The following is a 17,913-nucleotide window of genomic DNA, read 5'->3' as shown; positions in this document are numbered from 1 at the left end:
ACATGCTCGAACAACTGGCTGGAATCGGCGCTGAGGCTGGCGCACTGCTCAAGGCGCGCAAGCAGACGATTGCGGTCGTCGACGGTTCGACTGGAGGCCTGATTTCGGCGAGCCTCCTCGCCATGCCGGGCGCATCGGCCTTCTTCCTTGGCGGCTCGGTGATCTACTCGCTGAAAGGCCGCCGCATCGCGTTGGGCCACGAGCCTGGTTCGCTGCGCGGCTTCACCTCGGCGACCGAACCCTATGCGCTCGCGCAGGCCCGCCTGATTCGCGAGCGGCTCGGGGGGGACTGGGGCATTGCCGAAACCGGCGCGTCAGGCGGCAGCGCACATCCGCTCGGTGTAGCCTCGGGGACAAGTGCCATCGGCCTCGTCGGGCCCGGTGGGATCGAGGATTCGACCGTCGTCGTCAACGAAAGCGACGACCGCCTGGCCAACATGCAGGTCTTTGCCCGCGCCGCGCTGATCCTGTTGCGCGATACGCTGGCGGCTCACTCCACCACGTAGTTCGGCCTGCGCTTCTCGAGGAAAGCCTGCATTCCCTCGCGGAAGTTCGGGCTGGCCGAGGTCATCAGCTGGTTGCGGTTCTCGATTGCCATGGCCGCTTCGAGGCTGGGTGCATCGATGGCAAGGTTCAGCCCTTCCTTGGTCATCCGCAGCCCCATTGGCGAGGCCGCCAACAGGTCGTCGACATAAGTCTGCCCCACCGCTTCGAGCTGGTCGTCCGGCACTACCTCAGAGACGAGTCCGGTCGCCAGCGCGCGCGGCGCATGGATGAAGCGCCCGGTCAGCATCAGTTCGCTCGCCACCGAAGTGCCGACAAGGCGCGGCAGGAAATAGCTGCAGCCCATGTCGCAGGCCGAGAGCCCCAGCTTGATGTAGGCCGCATTCATCTTCGCGCTTTCGCCCGCGATGCGGATGTCGGATGCCAGCACGAACGAGAAGCCGCCGCCGCAGGCTGCCCCATGAACCAGGCTCACGATCGGCTGCGGGCATCGGCGCATCCTGATATAGACGTCCGCGAGATAGCCCTGGAAGCTGTACCCGCCCGCAAATGGAATCTGCTCGCGGTTCTCCGCACGCTCCTTGATGTCGAGGCCAGCACAGAACGCCTTGCCAGCCCCGCGCAGGACCACCACGCGGGTCTCGCGATCATGGAACAGCTTGCCGAAATATTCGCTGAGTTCGTGCACCATCTGCAGCGAAATGGCGTTGAGCACTTCGGGCCGGTTGAGCGTCACACACTCCGCAGCCCCACGCTTTTCGACAGTGAAGGTCTCGTAGCCCATCTCTGATCTCCCACTTTAACCGAATGCTTAAGCGAGAGCGCGCGATGCACAAGTGCCTTCGCGCCTTACCAGCGCTTCGACCACTCCGGCAGGACACCGACCCGGCTCGAGCGCACGCGCCCACCAGCCCGCCGCCGCAGCCACAGGATCGACCAGTCGCCTCGCACCATCCGCGCCGCAAGCCGCAAGCCTGCCTTGCGATAGGCGGCGCGCACCGTCGCCTCCTGAGTCTCGAGCAGACCGGCCAGCAGCACGCTGCCGCCGGGCACTACTGCACGGGCAAACTCCGGAGCCAGCTCGACCAGCGGCCCGGCAAGGATGTTGGCGATCAGGAGGTCATAAGGCCCCGCCGCCTCCAGCAGCGGATGATCCATCCCCGCCGCGATGACCATGGCCATGCGCCCGCTGCCATCGCCGATTGGCACGCCGTTGTTTGCAGCGTTCTCCGCCACCACCGGCCCGCACACCGCATCGATGTCGCTCGTGATGGCGCGGGCGGTGGGCCACAGGTGCAGGCCTGCGAAAGCCAGAAGGCCGGTGCCGGTGCCGATGTCGGCAAGATTGCGCACGGTCACACCTTGCCGCTTCATGTGGGTGAGCATGGCGAGGCACCCGGCGGTCGTCGCATGCTGGCCGGTGCCGAAGGCCTGACTGGCGGGAATCACGAAGTCGCGCACGCCCGGCTGATTCAGCTGAGGATACTCCGGCGTGTGGACATGGAACACGCCCTCGCGGATCGGCTCGACGCCCTGCTGGCTCAGCGTCACCCAGTCGGTTTCAGGCAGCTTCTCGACATGCAGCTTTGGCGGTGTGCCCTCGAACAGGTCGGCAATGGCGTTCTGGTCGGCCTTGGTCGGCTTGCGGTCGAGCCAGGCCTCCAACTGCCAGTCGTCGGGCTTGTCCTCTGCGATCTCGCTGCCGGCAATGACGATGTCGTGGTCCCAGTCCCAAGCGTCTTCATGCGCGATCAGCGCGGCCTGAATGATGTCGCGCGGGGCGAAAACGGTGACTTTCCAGCTCATTTCGCCGCACTCACTTTGCCATGGCCTTTTCGAGACGGTCGCGCGCTCCGGCCACCAGCGTCTTGCAAGCCTTTGGGTCGTCCAGCGGCTGCTTCCCGCTCATTCGCGCGAACATCTCGCTGGCGGAAGGGTGCGGCGTAAGGAGGATGCCACATTCCAGCGCTTCGACTTGCGCAAAGGTGCTGCGGAACATCGCCACGCGCTCAGGATGATCGGCTAAGCGATAAGTGCCCAGTGGCAAAGCGGTCAGGCTGTCCACGTAAGTGATGGTACGGCAGTCCTGCCCCTGGCACGATTTCCAGTGCCAGCTGGTCGATCCTTCGGTGTGGCCGGGTGTTGCGAAGGCAGTGATCTTGAGGGGGCCGACGCTGAACACGTCACCCGTCTTCAGGATGAAGTCGACGCGGGCAGGGCGGCTGCCATGAATCTCCTGCGCCTGCGGATCGGCAGGGCTGACCTTGCCGCTGCGGATGACCTTCGCCGCATCGGACGTCGCGACGAAGCGAGCGCCTGTCGCCTTCTGCAAAGACGCGAGGCCGCCAATGTGGTCGAAGTGTTCGTGGCTTGAAACGATCAGGCCTATATCCTTCGGATTGAAGCCCAGCTTGCGGATGTTGGCGAGGACTTGGGGCACCGAGTCTTCCATGCCGGCATCGACAAGGATGTGCCCCTGCGGTCCGGTGACCAGAAGCACAGTGACGTTGCAGGTGCCGACGTACCAGACGTTTCCGAAGATGCGGGCAGGCGAGGCAGGGTCGGAGAAGCTTTCCTTACCCTCGCACTGGTGGACGATTGCGCGCGCGGCGGCTGGGTCTGCCGGGGTGAGTGCCGCTGCGGTTGCGGCGGCGAGGACGGCAAGGGTGATGCTCATGCAAGTGCGTCTAGGCACCGTCCTGCGCAAGCGCAACCGGCTGTCCTTTTTTACATCCCGCATACGCTTGCGTGGGCGGTCTTTTCGACTAATAGGACTCGGCATTCATCGCAGGGGTACCCTTGCGTTCCTATACCTAGTCGAGGGGGTATGTTCATGGCGCAGGCGCGCAAGGCACGGCCGATTTCTCCGCATCTCCAGATCTGGCGCTGGGGCCCGGCCATGCTGGTTTCGATCCTGCACCGCGTCACCGGCAACGGCCTTGCATTCGCAGGACTCGGGCTGCTGCTGTGGTGGATCGGTGCTCTGGCAAGCGGGGCGGAAGCCTATCAGACCTTCCTGGACTACGTCTGGCTTGGCACAGGCGGTGGCCTTCAGGCCGTGACGTCGATTCTCGGCAAGGTCGTGCTCGTCGGCCTGACCTGGGCCTTCTTCCAGCACGCCGCATCGGGCATCCGTCACCTGATTCTCGACATCGGCGCAGGCTACGAGCTTGAGACGAACGCCCGCTGGTCGAGCCTGACGATCGTCATCTCGATCCTTCTCACCATCGCATTCTGGGCTTTCGTGCTGCTGCGCTGAGCGCCGGCACGATTGCATAGCAAGGAAGGCTAAAACCCATGGGTAACGGCACCTCCATTGGCCGCGTTCGCGGGCTGGGCTCCAGCCATCAGGGAACGCATCACTGGCTCACCGCGCGGCTCACCGCCGTCGGCAACCTCGTCCTGATCTCGTTCCTCCTCGTCAGCCTCGCGCTGCTGCCCGACTATGCCTACGCCACCGTGCGTGGCTGGGTCGCCCGGCCGCTGCCGTCAATCGCGATGATCCTGATCATGATCAACACCTTCACTCATGCCCGTATGGGCGTGCAGGTCATGCTCGAGGATTATGTTCACGAGGAAGGTGGCAAGATCGCAGCCTGGCTGCTGGTCAACATCGTGCCCTTCGCGGCTGCCGCCTTCGGCATTCTTTCGGTTCTGCGCATTGCGCTCGGGGGCGCATAAGACATGACGACTCAGCCTGCCTACAAGATCATCGACCACACCTACGATACTGTCGTCGTCGGTGCCGGCGGTTCGGGCCTGCGCGCCACCATGGGTTCTGCCCAGGCTGGCCTGCGCACTGCCTGCATCACCAAGGTCTTCCCGACGCGTTCGCACACTGTGGCGGCGCAGGGCGGCATCGCCGCCTCGCTCGGCAACAACTCGCCGGACCACTGGACCTGGCACATGTACGACACCGTCAAGGGGTCGGACTGGCTGGGTGACCAGGACGCCATCGAATATATGGTGCGCGAAGCCCCGGCTGCGGTCTATGAACTCGAGCATGCCGGCGTGCCGTTCAGCCGAAACCCCGAAGGCACGATCTACCAGCGCCCGTTCGGCGGCCACATGCAGAACATGGGCGAAGGCCCGCCGGTCCAGCGCACTTGCGCCGCAGCCGACCGTACCGGTCACGCCATGCTCCACGCGCTCTACCAGCAGTCGCTGAAGTACGACGCGGACTTCTTCATCGAATACTTCGCCATCGACCTGATCATGGAGAACGGTGAATGCCGTGGCGTGATCGCGCTGTGCATGGACGATGGTTCGATCCACCGCTTCCGCAGCCACGCCGTCGTGCTGGCAACCGGCGGTTATGGCCGTTCGTACTTCACTGCGACATCGGCCCACACCTGCACCGGTGACGGCGGCGGCATGGTCCTGCGCGCAGGTCTTCCGCTGCAGGACATGGAGTTCGTCCAGTTCCACCCGACCGGCATCTACGGTGCTGGCGTGCTGATCACCGAAGGCGCGCGCGGCGAGGGCGGTTACCTCACCAACTCCGAGGGTGAGCGCTTCATGGAGCGCTATGCCCCGTCGGCGAAGGACCTCGCCTCGCGTGACGTCGTGTCGCGTTCGATGGCCATGGAAATCCGCGAAGGTCGCGGCGTCGGCCCGCACAAGGACCATATCTACCTGCACCTCGATCACATCGATGCAGGCGTACTGGCCGAGCGTCTTCCGGGCATTACCGAGAGCGGCAAGATCTTCGCTGGCGTCGACCTCACGCGTCAGCCGCTACCGGTGGTTCCGACCGTCCACTACAACATGGGCGGCATCCCCTGTAACTACCATGGCGAAGTCGTCACCATCGGTGCCGACGGCAACCCCGAAACGGTCGTCCCCGGCCTGTTCGCGGTGGGTGAAGCGGCCTGCGTTTCGGTCCATGGCGCCAACCGCCTCGGCTCGAACTCGTTGATCGACCTTGTCGTGTTCGGCCGCGCAACCGGTCTGCGCCTCAAGGAACTGATCAAGCCGGGCACCTCGCACAACTCGCTACCCAAGGACAGCGCCGACCTCGCGCTGACCCGCCTCGACCACTTCCGCCACGCCAAGGGCGGCTCGCCCACGGCGGAAGTGCGCATCGAGATGCAGCGCACGATGTCGGCCCACGCCGCAGTGTTCCGCACCGATGAGCTGATGGCCGAAGGCAAGGTCAAGCTCGCCAACACCTACAAGCGCATGGAGGACATCCACGTGTCCGACCGTTCGCTGATCTGGAACTCGGACCTGGTCGAGACGCTCGAACTGGACAACCTGATCAGCCAGGCCTCGGTGACGATGCATTCGGCCCACAACCGCAAGGAAAGCCGCGGCGCTCACGCGCACGAGGATTTCCCCGATCGCAACGATGCCGAGTGGATGAAGCACACCGCAGCCTGGTTCAACGGTTGGGGCGGCAAGGGCGGCGAGGTCAAGCTCGACTACCGTCCGGTCCACGAATACACGCTCACCGACGACGTCGAGTACATCAAGCCCAAAAAGCGCGTGTACTGACCTGACGCTGGTCCATCGGGACTGGCGGTTCGTCGATGATGAAATGATGTGATGCCGGGGTGTGATACCTCGGCATCAGTCATTTTGGGCCCTTCGAAATGGGCCGCCTGGGGAGGCAGTTCGATGAAGAACGGTTGGAAGCATTCGAAGGTGGCGCTGATTGCCGGTGCTGCGCTGGTCGTCACGGCGGCCGGAGCCATGGCGCAAGGCATGACGGACATGCCGCCACCGCCGCCAGCACCACCAGTGCCACCCGCTCCTCCGGCACCGCCTGCCCCTCCTGCGCCACCCGAACCGGGCATGGCGCACCAGATCGTCATCGTCGAAAAGCATGGCGGATCGGATGGTCAGGAATACGTGCGCACCGTCACCCGCGATGGCAAGACCTTCGTGTTCAAGAGCGACAAGGCGATGTCCGATGCCGATGTCGAGGCGAAGATCGCACGCGCCGAGGCAGGCATTCCTCCCGTACCTCCGGTGCCGCCCATGGCGGGTAAGGGTGAGCGCAGGATGCAGCAGCGCGTGATCGTGATCGATGGCGAGAACAACGGCGTCACCGACATCGTCACGGAAACCGGAGATCGCTGCAAGGGCAAGGCCATGCTTTCGGATGTCGATACCTCCGAAGAGCGCGACGGCAAGGTCACCCGCGTGCGCATCCGCACTTGCGGCACGGAAGCCGAGATCGAAAAGCACGCCATGGCCGAAGCCCTCAAGGGCATCCGCGAGGCGCGCGAGGAAATCGCCCGGGACAAGTCGCTCTCCGATTCGATCCGCAAGCAGGTCCTTGAAGAGCTTGATGCCGAGATGGCCAAGCTGAAGGCGAAGGGCTGATCTCAGCCCTTAGGGTGTGCGCTGGACGACCGGCCTGCTTTCGAAGCGGGTCGGCTCGGACTTGCTGTCCTTCTTGCCCTTGCCGTCCTTCTTGTCCTCGTCCTTCTTGTCTTCGCCATTCTTCGCGGCGTTGCCCTTGCTCTCTGCCGCGTCGCGCGCGGCCCACAGGGCGGAGACGTCCTTCGGCGTGGCCGAGCGGGCGGGGTACTTGCAGCCGCGCTGCTCGCCCACGCCCTTCAGGAAAGCGCGGCGGACGGACCCTGCGTAGATCGCTTCGTTCCATTTGCGCTGCTGGGCATTGGCCCCGCTGATCTCGCGGATCACGCCACCGAAGGGAATAAGAGAGCCAACTAGCGACTTGGCGATATTGCCCATGCTGATCGTCGAATTGCCATCGTCTCGGGCAACGTCGATGTCGTCCCCCAGGACCGCATCGAGCTTCGCGACTTCCGCCGCAATAGCCGGACACTTCTTCAGGCCGGTCAGTGCATAGGGCTTCTGCCGCGCAGCGACGAGGACCTCGGGCACTTCGTCCTTCTTGATGTTGAAGTCCGACAAAGGCTTTGTAACCACATCGCCCGCCGTCACCTTTTCCTCAGACACCGCAGTCTGTGCGGAAAGAGGAAAGGCGACAGCGAGCGTGCAAGGCAGTATCGTTGCGAACCGAAGGGCCTTGGTGAACTTCATATTTCTTCCCCTGTTTAGCGGATGAAGCCACAGGGGACCTTTCGGTTCCGTGAATTAATGTTAACGACTGCGGTCAGAGCGCGGCAAAAGTGTCGCACTGGTCCTCGTCGGCTGTCTCCAGACCCTTGCGCAGCCACTGCATCCGCTGCGCCGCGCTGCCATGCGTGAAGGCATCTTCCACCGGACGGCGTCCCGCAGCCTTCATCAGGGTATCGTCGCCGATCTGGTGCGCGGCGCGCATGCCTTCCTCGATGTCGCCCGCCTCGATGCGGTCACGGTTGCGGCCTGCCCAGACGCCTGCGTAGCAATCCGCCTGCAGTTCCAGCGCAACCGAGTAGCGGTTGGCCTGGCTCGGGCTGCGCTGCTGCAACTGGCGCACCTTGTCTGACGTGCCGAGCAGGTTCTGGATATGGTGGCCGTATTCGTGCGCCATCACATAGACGCGGGCGAAATCACCGCCTGCGCCCATCTGGCGGTCCATTTCGCTGTAGAAGTCGGTGTCGATGTAGATGCCGCCGTCGCTAGGGCAATAGAACGGCCCCATCGCACTCTGCGCCGCGCCGCAGCCGGAATTGCCGTTCTGCGCATAGAACACCAGCTTGGGTGCCTCGAAGGGAATGTTGGCCTGCTTGAACAGCGGCCCCCAGGTCTTGTTGAGCGATGACAGCGCGTTGCAGCTTTCCTTGCTGAATTCGTTGACCGTGCAGCTTTCGGCCACCGACGCGCCTCCCTGCTGTTCGACCGGTGCCGAGACATGTCCCTGTTGCATCGAGCCGAGCATCTGCATCGGGTCCACCCCGAAGACAACCGCCGCGATCAGCGCGATCACGATCGAGCCGCAGCCGACCTTGCCCCCGCCGCCGAGCGGGAAACCGCCCCCGCCGCGCTGGTCTTCGACGTTGATGGAATTGTCGAAATCGTCGAGCCGCATAGCTTCACCCTTTTTGAAATTGCGACTGGACAAGCGGGGCAGCGCCCGCAATGCCAGAGCGAACAATCCATCCAGAAACCCCGGAGTAATCGAATGTTCCTGAAGGGCAAGTGCGCGCTCGTGACCGGCTCCACCTCGGGCATCGGCCTCGCCTATGCACGGGCGCTGGCAGCAGAGGGCGCGAACGTGGTGCTCAACGGCTTCGGCGATGCCGACCAGATCGACGCAATCTGCGCTGAACTGGCTGCAATCAGCGGAGGCCGAGCGATCTTTGCGGCAAGCGACCTGACCAGGCGCGAGGGCACTGAAGCGATGGTGGCGACCGCCCTTGCAGAGTTTGGTGCGGTCGACATCCTGATCAACAACGCGGGCATGCAGCACGTGGCGCCGGTCGAGGATTTCCCGGTCGAAAAGTGGGACGCGATCATCGCGCTCAATCTTACCTCCGCGTTCGATGCCTGCCGCCTGTGCATTCCCGGGATGAAGGCCAAGGGCTGGGGACGCATCCTGTTCACCGCTTCGGCCCACTCGCTCACTGCCTCGCCATTCAAGGCGGCTTACGTGTCGGCCAAGCACGGCATTGCCGGGCTGACCAAGACTCTGGCGCTGGAACTCGCAACCCATGGCGTGACCGCCAACTGCATCAGCCCCGGCTATGTCTGGACGCCGCTGGTCGAAAACCAGATCCCCGACACGATGAAGGCGCGGAACCTGACGCGCGAGCAGGTGATCAACGACGTGATGCTGGAGCGCCAGCCCAGCAAGCAGTTCGTTCAGCCTGACGAGCTGGCGGCGCTTGCGGTGTTTCTGTGCCGGGATGCGGCGCGCAACATTACCGGCGCGAACTACAACGTCGATGGTGGCTGGGTGGCGCAATAAGGTTGGCCCCCAAGCTGCTGCGTAAACTTCTGTTCATGCGCGCCCGCTCAAATGGGAACTTGCGCTGCGCTCGCGCTTTTGAGAGCAAGGGTCTGCGACGAAGCGTTTGAGGGCGGCGATGAAGCGTTTGGGGGGCTTGCGGACTGCGATGACGGGGGCCCTGGTCCTCGGCGCGCTCATGCTCGTCGCCGCCAGGCCTGCGCCCCGCAAGCCGACTCCCCTCGAACAGACCCTGCGCACCCATGTCGAAACACTGGCGAGCGACGACTTTGACGGACGCGAACCGGGCACCGAGGGCGAGACCAAGACGCTGCGCTATCTTGCGCGCCAGTGGTTCGACATCGGCATGGAGGCGGGCACCAACATCCCCGGTAGTGGCTGGTTCGCGCCGGTCGAACTGGTCGAACGCGAGCCGGTTCTTTCGCGTGCGAGCTTCATGCGCGGGCGCAAGCGGGTGAACCTGCCTGCCGATAGCGTGTTTGTGGTAACCTCGGGCTTGCGCAGTCTCGTGCAGGACGCGCCGCTGCTGTTCGTGGGCCACGCGGCGACTCCGGCACTACCTCGCGCCGAACTGGCCGGGCGCGTTGCCGTCATGCTCGACAGTCTCCCCGTGGGTGCCGACCCTGCCACGGTGGGCGACCGGGCAGGCAAGCTGCTCGACGCAGGCGCACTCGCCGTGCTGACGGTGCTTGATGACCAGCGCGGGCTGGAGGACGTTATCGCCCGCCGCCGCCGCGCTGGCTATGCCGTGTCAGGCGAGACGATCGGCAGCGAGATCGAGGCCTTCGTCTCCCCCGCAACGGCTGACCTGATGCTTGCCGGAACGACCCGCCCCACCGTTGCCCGGCTGCGCGATGATGCTGCAGCGCCCGGCTTTGCCCCCTATCCGCTTGGCCTGACCGGCACGTTCGAGGCGACCAGCCGCGAGACGCGCATCAAGACGCACAACCTCATCGGCAAGCTCGAAGGGCGCAATCCGGCGGCAGGTGCGGTGCTGATGATGGCGCACTGGGACCATTTCGGCGAGTGCGGTGCCGCTCCTGCCGAGGACGTGATCTGCAACGGCGCGATCGACAACGCCTCGGGCCTTGCCGTGCTGACCGAGACAGCGCGCATCCTCTCGCGCGGGCGACCGATGGAGCGCGACGTATATTTCCTCGCGACCACCGGGGAAGAGCTGGGCCTGCTGGGCGCCATGGCCTTTGCCGAAAACCCGCCGATCCCGCTCGACCGTTTCGTTGCCGCCTTCAATGTCGACAGCACCGGACTTGTTGCGCCGGGTGGTCCGATAGGCGTGGTGGGCAAGGGGCTGACTCCGCTCGACCCGCTGATCGCCGACGTGGTCAAGCGCATGAAGCGCAAGCTGGCTGCGGGTGACGGACCCAACGCCTACATCCGGCGGCAGGACAGCTGGATCCTGATGCAGCACGATGTGCCCACGGTCATGGTCAGCAATTCCTATGGCGACATGGACCGGATCGAGCGGTTCATGGAGGACACCTACCACCGTCCGAGCGACCAGCCGGGAGAGCCGATTGACTATGCCGGCATGGCGGATGACGTGAACCTGCAGGTGGAACTGGTCCGCGCCTTTGCCGATCCGAAACGCTATCCGGGCAGGTCGGGAACCGCGCCGCCAAAGCGTCCGAATACCCCCTAGCGCATCCGCACCTTCCTGTTTACATGGGCCGCCACGAATCTACCCGGACCTCATGGAAGTGGCGCGCATCATGGATATCCCTCTCGGCCTTACCTTCGACGACGTGCTGCTGCGTCCTGCCGAGTCGGACATCGTGCCTTCGATGGCCGATACGCGCACGCGACTGACCAAGGGCATCGGCCTCAACATCCCGGTCCTGTCCTCGGCGATGGATACCGTGACCGAAGCAGACATGGCCATCGTCATGGCCCAGCTTGGCGGGATCGGCGTCCTTCACCGCAACCTTTCGATCGAAGAGCAGTGCGCTGCGGTCCGCGCGGTCAAGCGCTTCGAAAGCGGCATGGTCGTCAACCCGATCACGATTTCGCCCGATGCGCCGTTGGGCGAGGCGAATGCGCTCATGCGCCAGCACAAGATCAGCGGCATTCCGGTGGTCGAGGCCTCGGGCAAGCTCGTCGGCATCCTCACCAACCGCGACGTGCGCTTCGCCGACAATCCCAAGCAGCCCGTCCGCGAACTGATGACGCACGAGAACCTCGCCACGGTGAAGCTCGGCGCGAGCGGTGACGACGCCCGCCGCCTGCTGCACCAGCGCAGGATCGAGAAGCTGCTGGTGGTTGACGATGCGTTCAAGTGCATCGGCCTTATCACCGTCAAGGACATCGAGAAGGCCGTGACTTTCCCCGATGCCACGAAGGACGCCGCCGGTCGCCTGCGCGTTGCTGCTGCGACCACGGTCGGAGAAAAGGGCCTGCTGCGCACGCGGGCACTGGTCGAGGCGGAGTGCGACGTGGTCATCATTGATACCGCGCACGGTCATAACCGCGACGTCGCCCGCGCCGTCGAAGCGGCCAAGAAGCTGTCCAATTCGGTGCAGGTGATCGCGGGCAACGTCGCCACTGCCGAAGCCACGCGCTCGCTGATCGATGCGGGTGCTGATGGCGTGAAGGTCGGCATCGGTCCCGGCTCGATCTGCACCACGCGCATCGTCGCGGGCGTCGGCGTGCCGCAGCTGACCGCCGTGATGGAATGCGCCGAGGAAGCCGAGAAGTCGGGCGTTCCCGTGATCGCCGATGGCGGCCTGCGCACCTCGGGCGATGCGGCCAAGGCGCTTGCTGCCGGCGCAAGCTCGGTGATGATCGGTTCGATGCTGGCAGGCACCGAAGAAGCGCCGGGCGAAACGTTCCTCTATCAGGGCCGCGCCTACAAGTCATATCGCGGCATGGGTTCTGTCGGCGCGATGGCGCGCGGCTCGGCCGACCGCTATTTCCAGCAGGACATCAAGGACCAGATGAAGCTGGTGCCCGAAGGCATCGAAGGCCAGGTGCCCTACAAGGGACCGGCCAAGGATGTGGTCCACCAGCTCGTCGGCGGCGTGAAGGCCGCGATGGGCTACACCGGCAGCAAGACCATCGAAGACCTGCGCAAGCGCGCGCAGTTCGTCCGCATCACCAACGCCGGGCTTCGCGAAAGCCACGTCCACGACGTGACGATCACGCGCGAGGCACCGAACTACAAGGTTGGCTGAGGGCCGCTGAATGACGCCTGCGGCGCGGGTTCAGGCCGCGATCGACCTGCTTGATGCGGTGATTGCGGCGGCGCGCGGGCAGGGTGCCTCAGCTGACCGTATCGCGGCGGACTGGTTCCGGGCGCGGCGTTACGTCGGCTCGAAGGACCGTCGCGCCATTCGCGAACTGGTGTGGAATGCGATCCGGGCCTGTGGCGAGGCGCCGGTGTCCGGACGTGCTGCGATGCTGCGTCTGGCGCAGGACGATGCAGCCTTGGCGGGTCTGTTCGATGGTTCGAACTATGGGCCAGCGCCGATAGAGGCAGGCGAAACGGTGGCGCCCGGCGGGACCGCGCCCGCATGGCTGACCAAGCGACTGGCGGCATCGGGTCTGGATGATCACGAACAGGCTGCGCTGCTGGGCAGGGCGCCGCTCGATATCCGGGCCAATGCGCTGAAGATCACGCGCGACGATCTGCGCGCCCGCCTGCCGGTGGAGGCGGAACCGGCAATTGCACCGCAGGGTCTGCGCCTGCCATCGGGCACCGCCGTCGAATCCTGGCCCGAATTTGCCGAGGGCCTGTTCGAGGTACAGGACGCCGGCAGCCAGATCGCCTGCATGGCCCTTGGCGTGCAGCCGGGGGAGGCGGTGGTAGATATTTGCGCCGGAGCGGGAGGCAAGACGCTCTCGCTCGGCGCGGCGATGGGCAATCGCGGCAAGCTGCTCGCCTGTGACATCGACCGTCCCCGTCTGTCGCGCCTGCCCGAGCGCGCGGCCCGCGCGGGCGTGCTGGTCGAAACGCGCCTGCTCAATCCAGAGCGTGAGGCCGAGATGCTGGCCGACTGGCAGGGCAAGGCCGACGCGGTGATGATCGACGCGCCGTGCTCGGGCACCGGCACTTGGCGGCGCAATCCCGAAGCGCGCTGGCGTCTCGATGCCAAGGCCATCGACAAATACTGCGCGATGCAGGCCAATGTGCTGAACATCGGAGCGTCGCTGGTGCGGCCCGGCGGGCGGCTGACTTACGTGGTATGCTCGCTGCTCGATGCCGAAGGGGCGGACCGGGTCGACGCCTTCCTTGCCGCCAACCCGGATTGGCAAGTGCAGATGCCGCCGCTGCCTGCAGGGCGTCCGCGCGGCGAGGGCATCCGTCTTACGCCCTTTGGGGATGGCACGGACGGGTTTTTCTTCGCAACGCTCGTACGCCGTGTTAACTGAAGCGTCATGGACGATGGTTCATTCAGTAATGGTCTGCGCCAAGCCAGACACCCCAAGGAGTTGCTGATGCGTTACGCCCCCTTTGCTCTTGCCTTGTCGCTGGTTGTCGGCGTGACCGGAAGCATGGGCGTGGCGAAGAACCCGGTATCCTCCGATCCGCGCGTCGAAGCCTTGCTCAAGGACGGCCGCGCCGCGCTGGCCAAGGGTGATGTCGCTGCGGCGACCGACAGTTTCGAGGCTGCGCTGGCGATCGATCCGGCCAGCAACGCCACGCTGCTGGCTCTGGCTGACGCGGCCCGCCGCGATGGCCTGCAGGGCAAGGCGATCCACTATTACCGCGAAGTCCTTTCGCGTGAGCCGAACAACGTCGTCGCCATTTCCGGCGAAGGCGGGGCGATGGTGGAGAAGGGCGCGCTGGAAAAGGCCCGTCGGAACCTTACCCGCCTCGAAGGGCTGTGTGGCAAGACTTGCGCGGAAACCGCCGAACTCTCCGCCGCCATTGCGCGCGGCCCTGCGCCGAAAGTGGTTTCGGCTCAGGCCGTCATGCCGACCGAAAAGGTCGAGACGAACTGAATCCCCGCGCAGGCGGGGATCTTGGTGTTGTAATGGAATCTCTTTTGAAACCGACTGAGGCCCCCGCCTACGCGGGTGCGCCTCGCTAGTCTTCAAATCAACTCGCGGAATTCCTCGACCACCTGGCGATAGACCCGCTTCTTGAACGGCACGATCAGCTCGGGCAGCAGTTCGGGCTCGACCCACTTCCACGCCTCGAACTCGGCATGCTCGTGCGCTTCGAGGTTGATGTCCGAATCCTCGCCGCCAAAGCGCATCAGCAGCCACTTCTGGCGCTGACCCCGGTATTTGCCGCCCCACAGCTTGCCCATCAGGAAATCGGGCAGGTCGTAGAAGTGCTCCTCCCGGCTTTCGGCGATGATCGTCACGAGATCGGGCGAGACGCCGGTTTCCTCGGCCAGCTCGCGCAGGGCGGCGGGGTGGAGCTCTTCCCCGTCGTCGATCCCGCCCTGCGGCATCTGCCAGGCGTCCCCATTCACTTCCTTGTTGTCGATCCGCTTGCCCACGAACACGCGCCCGGCGCTGTTCACAAGCATGACACCGACACAGGGACGGTAGGGAAGCCCGGCAAATTCGTCTGTCATTTCAACCTTTCCAGCAGCAATCTCACGGCCTTGAAGATGGACTGCATGTCTGCCTGCGCGCTCGGGATAGCCTTGCGCACCTGGGTGAAGCCATGGATCGTGCCCTTCATTTCCAGGAACACGACCTCGGCCCCGGCACGGATCAATTCCGCACCATAGACCCGTCCGCTATCGCGAATCGGGTCGAGTCCTGCCGTCACTAGCACCGTTGGCGGCGTGGTCGAGTGCTCGCCGTAGATCGGGTAGGCGCGCTTGTGGCCGGTGACCGCCTGATAGGCATTGCCGAACCACTGCATCGTGTCTGCCGTCAGCAGGTATCCTTCGGCGAAATCGAGGAAGGACTGGTGGTCGGGCTTGTCATCCGAGAGGGGATAGATCGGCACCTGCATGATCACCGGCACGGCGGCGGGTTCCTCGACCAGCGCCTGCGTGACGACGATGGCGAGGTTGCCGCCCGCGCTGTCGCCCATCGGGATCAGGCCGGTGATCTCGCGCCCCAGCGCAGCGGAGTTTGCCGCGACCCAGCGCGAGGCGGCTTCGCAATCGTCGGGCGCGGCGGGGAAGGGGTGCTCAGGGGCGAGGCGGTAGTCCACAGCGATCACCGGCATGTCGAGCTCGGCCGCGATTTCGGTGCAGAGGCTGTGGTGGCTGTCGAGATCGCCGATCACGAATCCGCCCCCGTGATAGAACATGACGGCAGGGCCCGGCTCGCGGACTTCGCGCAAGTCATAGAGGCGCAGGGGAATGTCACCGGCAGGTCCGGGGCAGGTCAGGTCCCGGATCACGGCCAGTTCGCGGGGATCGGCTTCGGCTAGCTGGCCCATGGCAATGTAGCTGGCGCGCGCGGCTTCAAGCCCGAGCTGGCTCATCGGCGGTGCATCGGTGCCGTTGAGGAACGCCAGGAAGCCCTGGACATCGGGGCGTACGTAATGGGTCTTCTGCTCGGTCATGACTGTTCCTCGCCCTGTTGACAGGATTCGTTATAAACACCGTGGTAAGTTGGCTTTTGCAACTTGACTGGCAAGCGCATCGGGAATCAAGAGCGCAGAAGGATTTTTCCGCTCGCGCAGATTTTCTTCTTTGCGAACGGAACGGGAGGGGCATAGGCGCGTGTCAGCACTGGGTGAGAATCCCGGGCGCAGCAGAGGACGATATGGCTACACTAGTTGATGGACCGGACGCGCTGACGGGCGGCAAGGAAACGCAGGCTCCCGAAGCGGTTGTCGTGCGCTTTGCCGGTGACTCGGGCGACGGGATGCAGCTGACCGGCGGTCAGTTCACGCTTTCGACCGCGCTCGCGGGCAACGATCTTGCCACTTTCCCGGACTTTCCGGCGGAAATCCGCGCGCCGCAAGGCACGCTGTTCGGCGTCTCTGCCTTCCAGATCAACTTCGGCTCGACCGAGATCGACACTGCGGGCGACCAGCCCGACGTGCTCGTGGCGATGAACCCGGCTGCGCTCAAGACCAACGTCGGCGCGCTCAAGGCCGGTGGCCTGATCATTGCCGACACTGGCGAGTTCAACAAGCGCAACCTCGAGAAGGCCAAGTACGAGGTCAATCCGCTTGAGGACGGCAGCCTCGAAAAGTGGCAGCTCCTCGCGTTCGATATCTCGGCGTTGACACTCGAGGCGGTGAAGCCCTTCGGCCTTGGCAACAAGGAAGCGCTGCGCTGCAAGAACATGTGGACGCTGGGCCTTGCCCTGTGGATGTTCGACCGTGACCGCCAGCCGCTGATCGACTGGCTCAACGCCAAGTTCGCCAAGAACCCGGTTCTGGCCGAAGCTAACGTCGCCGCATTGAACGCAGGCCACGCCTATGGCGAAACCGCCGAATTGTCGGGCCCGCTCAAGCAGTACCACATCGCCCCGGTCGAGAGCGAAGCGGGCCTTTACCGCACCGTCACCGGTGCAGAAGCGATCAGCCTTGGCCTCGTCGCGGGCGCGCAGCTGGCCGACCTGCACATGTTCTTCGGTGGCTATCCGATCACACCCGCCTCGGCGATCCTGCACAACCTTGCCCGGCTCAAGGAATACGGCGTCACCACCTTCCAGGCGGAAGACGAGATCGCGGCAATCGCCTCGGCCATCGGCGCAAGCTATGCGGGCCAGCTGGGCGTGACCTCGTCGTCAGGCCCGGGCATTGCGCTCAAGGGCGAGGCGATGGGCCTTGCTATCATGACCGAGCTGCCGCTGGTCATCGTCAACTCGCAGCGCGGCGGCCCCTCCACGGGCCTTCCGACCAAGACCGAGCAGTCGGACCTCTATCAGGCCGTCTATGGCCGCAATGGTGACGCGCCGATGCCGGTGATCGCCTCGCGCAGCCCTTCGGACTGTTTCGAGGTCGCCATCGAGGCCTGCCGTATCGCGGTTGAGTACATGACCCCGGTCATGCTCCTGACCGACGGCTACATCGCCAACGCGGCCGAGCCGTGGAAGGTGCCCGATCCTGAAAGCTTCAAGCCGTTCCCGGTCACGTTCCTCGAAGCGAAGAACGGCCCCAATGGCGAACTGCTGCCCTTCGCGCGCGATGAAAAGGGCGCGCGTCCGTGGATCAAGCCCGGTACCCCCGGCCTGATGCACCGCATCGGCGGCATCGAGAAGAACCCCGGCACCGGCAACATCGATTACTCGCCCGCCAGCCACCAGATCATGACCGACGCCCGCAAGGCCAAGGTCGAAGGCGTCGCGAACTCGATCCCGTTGCAGGAAGTCAACCACGGCGAGGCTTCGGGCAAGCTCGTGGTCGTCGGCTGGGGCAGCACCTATGGCCCGATCTACCAGGCCGTGCGCCGCGCCCGCCGCAAGGGCCTCGACGTCAGCCACGTCCACGTCCGCCACATCTGGCCGATGCCGTCGAACCTGGGTGACCTGCTCAAGTCCTATGACAAGGTGCTGGTGCCCGAGATGAACACCGGCCAGTTCAAGACGGTGCTGCGCGACCAGTTCCTGATCGACGCCCAGCCGCTCAACAAGACCAGCGGCCAGCCCTTCACCATCGCGGAAATCGAAGCCGCGATCGAAGCTGCGCTCGCATAAAG

At 64.7% G+C, this 17,913-nt stretch carries 18 protein-coding genes; 11 read left to right on the top strand and 7 right to left on the bottom strand.

The window, feature by feature from the left end; translation table 11 throughout:
• Positions 1 to 2: 2 nt before the first annotated feature.
• Positions 3 to 506 (top strand): CinA family protein, encoded by a 504-nt coding sequence (locus ACZ1JX_RS07335; protein WP_465126096.1) that lies wholly within the window; start codon positions 3 to 5, stop codon positions 504 to 506.
• Here the strand turns inward: ACZ1JX_RS07335 and ACZ1JX_RS07330 are convergent.
• The 3 genes from ACZ1JX_RS07330 to bla all read right to left on the bottom strand — a co-directional run bounded on the left by ACZ1JX_RS07330 (position 491) and on the right by bla (position 3,181).
• Positions 491 to 1,288 carry an enoyl-CoA hydratase/isomerase family protein gene (locus ACZ1JX_RS07330; RefSeq protein WP_465126095.1) on the bottom strand — a complete coding sequence of 266 codons (798 nt, stop codon included), beginning with the start codon at positions 1,286 to 1,288 and terminating at the stop codon, positions 491 to 493. The two genes, ACZ1JX_RS07335 and ACZ1JX_RS07330, sit on opposite strands and share 16 nt — an antisense overlap.
• Positions 1,289 to 1,353: 65 nt before the next feature.
• Positions 1,354 to 2,310 (bottom strand): 50S ribosomal protein L11 methyltransferase, encoded by a 957-nt coding sequence (locus tag ACZ1JX_RS07325; RefSeq protein WP_465126094.1) that lies wholly within the window; start codon positions 2,308 to 2,310, stop codon positions 1,354 to 1,356.
• Positions 2,311 to 2,320: 10 nt separating this feature from the next.
• On the bottom strand, positions 2,321 to 3,181 hold the full coding sequence (gene bla, locus ACZ1JX_RS07320; RefSeq protein WP_465126093.1) for a subclass B3 metallo-beta-lactamase: 861 nt from the start codon (positions 3,179 to 3,181) through the stop codon (positions 2,321 to 2,323).
• A gap of 156 nt (positions 3,182 to 3,337) precedes the next feature.
• Between bla and sdhC the strand changes: the two genes are divergently transcribed.
• The 4 genes from sdhC (at position 3,338) to ACZ1JX_RS07300 (ending at position 6,834) form a co-directional block, all read left to right on the top strand.
• Positions 3,338 to 3,763 carry a succinate dehydrogenase, cytochrome b556 subunit gene (sdhC, locus tag ACZ1JX_RS07315; protein ID WP_465126092.1) on the top strand — a complete coding sequence of 142 codons (426 nt, stop codon included), beginning with the start codon at positions 3,338 to 3,340 and terminating at the stop codon, positions 3,761 to 3,763.
• Positions 3,764 to 3,801: 38 nt separating this feature from the next.
• Positions 3,802 to 4,185 (top strand): succinate dehydrogenase, hydrophobic membrane anchor protein, encoded by a 384-nt coding sequence (gene sdhD, locus ACZ1JX_RS07310; RefSeq protein ID WP_465126091.1) that lies wholly within the window; start codon positions 3,802 to 3,804, stop codon positions 4,183 to 4,185.
• A 3-nt stretch (positions 4,186 to 4,188) separates the two neighbouring features.
• Positions 4,189 to 6,000, top strand: coding sequence for a succinate dehydrogenase flavoprotein subunit (sdhA, locus tag ACZ1JX_RS07305; RefSeq protein ID WP_465126090.1), 1,812 nt, complete (start codon positions 4,189 to 4,191; stop codon positions 5,998 to 6,000).
• A gap of 123 nt (positions 6,001 to 6,123) precedes the next feature.
• Positions 6,124 to 6,834 (top strand): hypothetical protein, encoded by a 711-nt coding sequence (locus ACZ1JX_RS07300; RefSeq protein ID WP_465126089.1) that lies wholly within the window; start codon positions 6,124 to 6,126, stop codon positions 6,832 to 6,834.
• Positions 6,835 to 6,843: 9 nt separating this feature from the next.
• Here the strand turns inward: ACZ1JX_RS07300 and ACZ1JX_RS07295 are convergent, their stop codons facing one another.
• Together ACZ1JX_RS07295 and ypfJ are read right to left on the bottom strand one after the other, a co-directional pair.
• Entirely contained in the window at positions 6,844 to 7,437 is a 594-nt protein-coding gene (locus tag ACZ1JX_RS07295) for a hypothetical protein (RefSeq protein ID WP_465126088.1), read from the bottom strand.
• Between the two features lie 157 nt (positions 7,438 to 7,594).
• Entirely contained in the window at positions 7,595 to 8,452 is an 858-nt protein-coding gene (ypfJ, locus tag ACZ1JX_RS07290) for a KPN_02809 family neutral zinc metallopeptidase (protein WP_465126087.1), read from the bottom strand.
• A gap of 93 nt (positions 8,453 to 8,545) precedes the next feature.
• Between ypfJ and ACZ1JX_RS07285 the strand changes: the two genes are divergently transcribed.
• The 5 genes from ACZ1JX_RS07285 to ACZ1JX_RS07265 all read left to right on the top strand — a co-directional run bounded on the left by ACZ1JX_RS07285 (position 8,546) and on the right by ACZ1JX_RS07265 (position 14,290).
• Positions 8,546 to 9,331 (top strand): 3-hydroxybutyrate dehydrogenase, encoded by a 786-nt coding sequence (locus ACZ1JX_RS07285; protein ID WP_465126086.1) that lies wholly within the window; start codon positions 8,546 to 8,548, stop codon positions 9,329 to 9,331.
• A 148-nt stretch (positions 9,332 to 9,479) separates the two neighbouring features.
• On the top strand, positions 9,480 to 10,991 hold the full coding sequence (locus ACZ1JX_RS07280) for a M28 family metallopeptidase (protein WP_465126085.1): 1,512 nt from the start codon (positions 9,480 to 9,482) through the stop codon (positions 10,989 to 10,991).
• Between the two features lie 70 nt (positions 10,992 to 11,061).
• Positions 11,062 to 12,519 (top strand): IMP dehydrogenase, encoded by a 1,458-nt coding sequence (gene guaB, locus ACZ1JX_RS07275; protein WP_465126084.1) that lies wholly within the window; start codon positions 11,062 to 11,064, stop codon positions 12,517 to 12,519.
• Between the two features lie 10 nt (positions 12,520 to 12,529).
• Positions 12,530 to 13,717: an RsmB/NOP family class I SAM-dependent RNA methyltransferase gene (locus ACZ1JX_RS07270; RefSeq protein WP_465126083.1), complete on the top strand. Its 1,188-nt coding sequence runs from the start codon at positions 12,530 to 12,532 to the stop codon at positions 13,715 to 13,717.
• A 66-nt stretch (positions 13,718 to 13,783) separates the two neighbouring features.
• The gene (locus ACZ1JX_RS07265; protein ID WP_465126082.1) at positions 13,784 to 14,290 is read left to right on the top strand and encodes a tetratricopeptide repeat protein; all 507 of its coding nucleotides are present in this window, start codon (positions 13,784 to 13,786) and stop codon (positions 14,288 to 14,290) included.
• Between the two features lie 92 nt (positions 14,291 to 14,382).
• On the opposite strand, the gene ACZ1JX_RS07260 is transcribed toward ACZ1JX_RS07265, so the two are convergent.
• Together ACZ1JX_RS07260 and ACZ1JX_RS07255 are read right to left on the bottom strand one after the other, a co-directional pair.
• Complete coding sequence (locus ACZ1JX_RS07260) at positions 14,383 to 14,874, bottom strand: RNA pyrophosphohydrolase (protein ID WP_465126081.1); 492 nt, start codon at positions 14,872 to 14,874, stop codon at positions 14,383 to 14,385.
• Positions 14,871 to 15,824, bottom strand: coding sequence for an alpha/beta hydrolase (locus ACZ1JX_RS07255; protein ID WP_465126080.1), 954 nt, complete (start codon positions 15,822 to 15,824; stop codon positions 14,871 to 14,873). The genes ACZ1JX_RS07260 and ACZ1JX_RS07255 overlap by 4 nt, the downstream gene beginning before the upstream one ends.
• Positions 15,825 to 16,027: 203 nt before the next feature.
• On the opposite strand from ACZ1JX_RS07255, the gene ACZ1JX_RS07250 reads away from it, so the two are divergent.
• Positions 16,028 to 17,911, top strand: coding sequence for a 2-oxoacid:acceptor oxidoreductase subunit alpha (locus ACZ1JX_RS07250; RefSeq protein WP_465126079.1), 1,884 nt, complete (start codon positions 16,028 to 16,030; stop codon positions 17,909 to 17,911).
• Positions 17,912 to 17,913: the final 2 nt, after the last annotated feature.

The organism is Novosphingobium sp. BL-A-41-Hi4A-0G, from assembly GCF_055521735.1.
This window is presented reverse-complemented; position numbering and strand designations above follow the sequence as displayed.